Below are 7,296 nucleotides of genomic sequence, written 5' to 3'. Positions count from 1 at the left end.
ATGGGACTCTATGGGTTTGGAGCAACAAAAGATATAAATACCTCTTCTGAAGCACCTAGAAGCGACTATAAAAAATATAATTTAAATATTAGATGGTTAAAACCCTTTTTCATAAAAAAACAATATTTCACCTATGAATTTGCGACTGGGGCCCAATATTCAGAGGATAGATTATATTCGGCAGATAAGTTTTCATTGGGAGATGATGTAACTGTAAGAGGTTATGAATCTGGAATAAGCGGCGAAAAGGGATATTATGTAAGAAATCAATTGACATATAATTTAGCGAGCCTTATTTCAGGAAAAACATCTAACGTATTTACAAATACATTGGGGAAAACAAGTTTATTTACAGGGATAGATTATGGTATGGCTAGAGATAAACAGAATAAAAATAACCCAAAGTATAGAAGTAACGAAGAACTTTTAGGAATGGAAACAGGAATAAAATATAGAGGTAATTATTTGAATTGTAAATTGAGCTATTCTAAAGGGCTTTATGCTCCAGGGTATATAAAAAAATCAGAATTAGTTAATTTTACAGTATCAGTGGGGATATAAATTAGAAAAATTTAGTGATGTTAAATATAATGGGGGAAAATAATAGAGTTGTATTAGTGAAGAGCCTTCGTGTAGTCAAGTAATAAATGAAAAAAATATAAATTGAAATGATGTAGAGTTGTAGAGGAGAATGAATATGAATAAAAATTTAAAAAAGAGTAATATGAGTAAAATATTATATACTTTTATAATTGTAAATTTGATGTTTCCAACAGAAATGATATATGCAGCAGGAATTAAATTAGATCAATCGGTAAATAAACAATATAATTCTAAAATAGGGAAAACTAAAAATGGAATAGACCAGATAGATATAGTGAATCCTAAGAATGGGACGTCTCATAATAAATTTTTGGAATATAATGTAAATCAAAGAGGAGTTATTTTGAATAATTCCAAAGGATTAATTAAAACTAATTTAGCAGGGTTTATAGATGGAAATGCTAATTTAACAAATAATGCAGATCTTATTATTACAGAAATCACTGGTACAAATAGATCAGATATAGAAGGGTTTACAGAGATAGCAGGACAAAGAGCTGATTATGTTTTGGCTAATCCCAATGGAGTGTCTTTAAATGGAGCAGGATTTATTAATACAGATCGTGTAACTATTTCTACAGGAGAGATAATAAATGATAATAATCTAATGTTACAGGTAAAAGACGGAGTAATAGAAGTAGGGAGTAAAGGTGTCTCTACAGAAGGAGTAGATTATTTTACTCTTCTATCTAGAGTGGCAAAATTAAATGGGGTTATTTCAAGTAATAGCAAAGCAAGCGTGTCTAAAGAAATAGAAATTTTGACGGGTAAAAATAAATATGACTATAAAAATAAGAAACTAACAACTATAAATTCGACTAATGATGGAAAATATAATGTGGCGATAGATTCATCTAAATTAGGTGGAATTATGGCTGGAAGAATTAAATTAGTCGGGACAGAACAAGGTTTAGGAGTAAATACTTCTACTTTGGTAGCGCCTGAATCAGTAGAAATTAGTGCTCAAGGAATCATAAAAACTAAAGACATAAAAACTAAAAATCTTGATATCAATTCCAAAGAAAGTGAACTAAGTGGAACAATCAAAGCAAATGATATCTCCATAAGTGGAAAATCTATAAACAGTGGGAATATTTTGGCTGATAGAGTTATAGCAAAAATTTTTGAATCAGATGGAGAAGTTATAGTAAATGAAACTTTCATAGCGGATGAACTAAAGAATAGAGATAAATTCAATAGTAAAAGTATAGACCTGGAAACTTTGGATAACGCTGGAACCTTAAGTGCAGAAACGATTAATTTAAAGGGAAATTCTAAAAACAATTCTACTATAGTAGCAAATGAAATTACAGGGAAAAACTTTGAAAATAATGGTTCTTTACAAGGAAACGAAAGTCTTAACTTAGGTGACCTGGTAAATAAGGAAAAAGGAACCGTTTTATCAAAAAATATAGTTACAACAAAGATAATAAATGAGGGGAAGGTCCAGGCTAATGAAAGACTAGAAACTGGTGATGTGATAAATAAGGAAAAAGGAACTATTTTATCAAAAAATATAGTTACAGCAAATATACTAAATGAAGGTCAAATTCAAGCAGATGAAAAACTAGAAACCGGGAACTTGATAAATAATAAAAAAATATTTGCTAAAGACACTCTTGTAAAAGGAAATTTAACTAATGTAGGTAGAATCGACTCTAATTTAGAGGCTCAAGGAGAAAATCATCTTAATACAGGTATAATTTTAGGAGATAAAGTAAAAATATCTTCTAAGCTTAAAAATACAGGAACACTGATTGGAAGAGAGGGTATTGAATTAGGGACTGTAATAAATGAAAAAGATATTTTGAGTAATAAAAATATAGTTCTTGAAAGTATAGAAAATAAAACAATAACGAGTAAATTATCAGGAAAAAATATAAGCTCAAAAACAATCAAAAGTTCTGGTATAATCCATGGAAATGTAACTGTGGATGATCTAGAAAATAAAGGAAACATAAAAGGAGCAACTATAAAAGTAACGAGTAAATTATTTAATAGTGGGAAGATGATATCTAATGATTTAGATGTTACCTCAGAAACATTTTTAAATGAAGGTACTATAGGAGCTAAAAAAATTACTATAAACTCTAATAGTTTATTAAATAGGGGAAATTTAATCTCTGATATATTAAATATGAATGTCAGAAACAATATAGAAAATTCTGGGGCTGGATATATAAAAACGGAGAATTTTACTACAACAGCTAAATTAAATAATAGCGGAAGTATATTCTCTAAAGAAATAAATATTAGGAATGTTCTAAAAAATAGTGGATTAATCAAAGGGAATATGGAAATCACTAATGACTTATTAGAAAATAGTGGGAATTTAGAAGGGGACATTATAAGAATAACTTCTAAGAGTATAAATAACTCGAAAAATATATTAGGAGATGCCACCTATATTAATGGCAAACTAACTAATACGGAGACTGGAGTTATAGGGAGTAAAAATTTAGATATAACTGGTGATATTGATAATACAGGACAATTAATATCAGATGACATTACTTTAAGATCTAAAACTATATTAAATAATGGTGATATTCAAGCCATAAAAAATATTACTATAAATTCTACAAACTTAATCAATAAAAAGAATATTTTGGCTAATGAAAATTTAAATATAGAAAGTATAGTAAATAATAGTGGAAAAATATCTGGAAAGGTAAAAATAAGGGGCGGTCAAAATAGTGCTACTTCGGTCACTAACACAGGAGAAATATCTGGTAGTGTAGATATCAAAGCTAATGTTTTGAAGAATACAGGTGGAATGATAACAGGGGACACAGTAAAAATTGACTATGTGGCTGATAAGAATTTAGATATAGAAGGAACTTATTTCGCAAATAATCTGGAGATAAAAGCTAAAAAATCGATAGATAATCTTAATAATTCTCTAAAAGCTTTAAATGATATTAAATTAACTTCTCATGAAGGTGATATCATAAATGATGGTAAAATAATAGCTGGTCAAGATATAGTCTTAACAGCTAAAAATATCAAAAATGGAACTAGAAGAACTGGTTCAGAAACTATTGAAAATAAGGGAAGCCTGATTGAAAGTAAAAGAAATTTAGATATTAAAGGAAATTATATAAATACAAAATATTCTACTCTAATGGGTGGGCTAGGAAAAACTAATCTTACAATGGCAAGCGACCTAATAAATTATGGGAAAATAATCAGTAGAGGAAATTTAGAGACTAATTCTGCTAATTTTTCTAATAAGGGACAAGTTCTAGCTGCGAAAGACCTAAAGATAAAAGCTACTAAGATAGAAAATAATGAAGATAAACTTATCTATGCTAGTATTAACATGACTCTAGATGGAGAAACTATCGAAAATAAGATGGGGACTATCTTAACAACCGATGGAGATATAACTCTAAAAGCTACTGGAAATATAGCTAATAAAGCTAATGCTCGTAGAGGTGGGAAAATAAAAGCTGGAAACACTCTAAACATAACGGCTAAAAGTTATCAAAACGAAGGATATAAGTACAAAGCTGGTTACTTTAAGAATCTATATACTGTGGATCAAATTCAAAATCTCAAAACAGTTTCTCCAAACTTAATAACTAAAACAGTCAATAGTCAAACAAGAATAACGGCTTGGCAACATTATGATTTTAGAACATTTTTTACAATAGTGAATGGTGGTAACTTAGAAGAGTATAAGAATCAAGAATGGGATGGAGACTATAGCTATTTTGCTCCTGTAGGGGATACCCAATTTTATGGAATTGAAGGTACTGTAAAGATAAATGTAATAAAAACTCCAATTCGTGTGAGACAAAGTACTACTGAAGGTAAAAATATAAATGTAGAACTTACAGAAGATTTTAAAAACAGAGGGATATTAACGGCTGAAAATAATATTAAAATTAAAGCAAAAAATATTATAAATGAAACGGAAGTTGTAAAAACTCGTGGAGTATCAGAATACAAAGGGGTAACTCAGGCAAGAGTTATAAAAACCAATCTAATAGATGGGGATGAAAAATACACGATTGCACCAAGGATTGAGAATATTAAAACTAAAAATTATATTAATATAAGTGAAGATAAGGCTAGAATAACTGCTGGTGGGAATATAATACTAGATGGAAATGTGAAAAATACAGACACAACAAATCTTGAAAGTACATCTGGGGTAACATCTGATTTACAGGATACAATCGTGAAAAACAAAAAAGTAACTCTCCAAAAAGAAACTAAAGATACAGATAAGGACTCAAAGCAAGGAGATCTATCTGGAATAAAAGATAAATTAAAAAATAATGAAGAAGAAAAAATAAACGAGCTTAATAAAGAAAAAACAAAAGCAAAGGAAAAAACAAAAACAGTAGAAGAAACAGTCCAAAAAGAAAAAGAAAAAATTGTAGAAGAAACACAAACTCCTAAAGAAAGTGCTGAATCTGAAGCTAAATTGATAGAGAATCAACTTGAAACACAGAAAAAATTAAATATTGCTGATTATATTACAGTTCCAAGAGGAAATGATGGGTTGTTTAAAAAAAATAGTGAGTTCGATAAAATTTCTAATAACAAACCACTTATTGAAACTAATATAGCATTTATAGATAAGAGTAAGTATTTTGGATCTAGTTATTTTTTTAAAAAGATTAAATATAACCCAGCGAATATAAGAACATTGGGAGATTCTTATTATGATACTACTTTAATAAATGATGTTTTAAAAAGAAATTTTGGAAGGGATAAAGCTGTTAACGAGATTGCAACAATGAAAACACTATTAGATAATGCTTCAGAATCTCATAAAAAATTGGGATTAAAAGTAGGGGAAAAATTAACTAAAGAACAACTAAGTAACTTAGAACACGATATAGTTTGGTATGTAGAAGTAGAAGTAGATGGGCACAAAGTACTGGCTCCTCAACTGTATGTGGCTAAAAAAGGATTAGAAGTAGGACCTAATAGCTCTAGTATAGACGGGAAGAATATCACGGTTAAAAATGGATCTCTACTAAATACGGGGGATATAAATGCTCAAAAAATAGTAAATGTGGATGCAAGCCAAATTATCAATAAAAACACTGTTGGAAAGGCTAATATAAAGGGTGAAAGTGTTTATTTACAAGCTCAAAAAGATATTAAAAATCTCGGTTCTACAATAGAAGGAACAAATGTTTTATTAAATGCAAAAGATGGAGATGTTATAAATGAAAGTTTAGTAGAAAAAAATAAACTTTTAAACAGTGAAAACTATACTACCGATATAATAGGTGTATCTAAGATAAAAGGTCAGACTATAAATATAAAAGGAAATAACTATTTTCAAAAAGGTGCTATCTTATCTGGTAAGGATGGGAGTATAGATGTGAAAGAAAAAGTGACAATAGAGGGGCTAAAATTAGAATCTAGGACGAAAGAAAGTGGTTATAAATTAGTAGAAGTAAAAGTTACAAACGGTAAAAGAATGACTGGAAGTGGAAAAGAATATACTGGTACAAAATATGAAAAAGATGTAACCGCTACAGAAAATGTAGGTTCAGTCGTTAATTTTAGTGGAAACTTAGTCATGAAAGCTGGAAGTGATATCAATATATTAGGAAGTGAAGTAAAAGCTAAAGATGCACTGATCCAAGGGAAGAGTATCAATGTAGAAGGTGTAAAAGATACCAATACTTCTTCATATAAAACTTCTAAACAAGAATTTGCTTATAGTAAGGATGAAAATATAAAAAAACATACAGAAAAGGTATTAAAATCTAGTATAACTACTAAAGGAGACCTAACTTTAGTAGCTAACGATGGGGATATTACTTTTAAAGGAAGTTCTAGAGAAGCTGGTGGAACTATTAGAAGTTTGGCTGAAAATGGTAGTGTAAAGGATCTAACTTTAGAAACCAATAATACTTATAAGAGAACGGCTACAGAAATAGGAATTAATGGTACAACCCTAGGTGAAAGTAAAGAAGTAATAGACGCTAGAAAAAAAATCTTGGATGAAGATGGAGTTACAAAAACTAAGGGAACAAATGCCAAATTAAAGCATTCTTCTAATGCTGGGATCGAAACAGATGTAGATAATCTACATTCTAGAGGATTTATAACTGGGACAAATCACAGTGAGATGTATGGTAATGCTAGTGCTACAGTAGGTCTTGTAAAAAGTGATATAAACGAAGAAGTTAATTCTATTTTACACGAGAGAACAACTGTAAAAGCTAAGAATGAAATAATCTTAGCCAAAGGAGATATAATAAGAGAATCTATAACTGGAAATATTACAGGGGATTCGACAGTGAAATCCCTAACTGGTGATATCAAATATACAACAGCAAAGGATATAGTGACTTCCAATGTAAAGAAAGATACATATAGCATAGGAAGTGAATATTCTTATAGAGTTGCACCACTAGATTTTGCAGAAAAGCAAAAAAAGAGAGTGGATTACTCTGATAATTCATCATTTTCGGCTAAAAATGCTAAAAAGAATGGAAAATCATCACCTGGTGAAGGAGCTGAAGCTTTGGCTACGATAGGAGGAACAGGAGGAGACATCTCTAAATTAGCTACTGGTGAAGTAGCTTCTGCATCAGTTAAAACTGGAGTAAACGTAACTAAAACAGAAAAGAAAAGTTATAAATCAACAGCATTAGAAAATGAATTAAATATAGGTGGAACTCAGACCCTTATAGGAAAAAACATTACTTTAGAAGG

General features: G+C 29.7%; 2 protein-coding genes. Both read left to right on the top strand.

Going from position 1 to position 7,296, the window contains the following annotated elements:
• Positions 1 to 561, top strand: a 561-nt coding sequence (locus tag WBG30_RS12225) for a ShlB/FhaC/HecB family hemolysin secretion/activation protein (RefSeq protein ID WP_424504942.1), incomplete at its 5' end; no start/stop codon positions are given.
• A gap of 136 nt (positions 562 to 697) precedes the next feature.
• Positions 698 to 7,296: filamentous hemagglutinin N-terminal domain-containing protein (locus tag WBG30_RS12220; protein WP_424504941.1), on the top strand; the 6,599-nt coding region annotated here is incomplete at its 3' end.

It is taken from the genome of Psychrilyobacter sp. (assembly GCF_049671765.1).
In the GTDB taxonomy this organism is placed as follows: Bacteria; Fusobacteriota; Fusobacteriia; order Fusobacteriales; family Fusobacteriaceae; genus Psychrilyobacter.
Note: the sequence above shows the minus strand (reverse complement) of the source record. Positions and strands in the feature narration are given on the sequence as shown.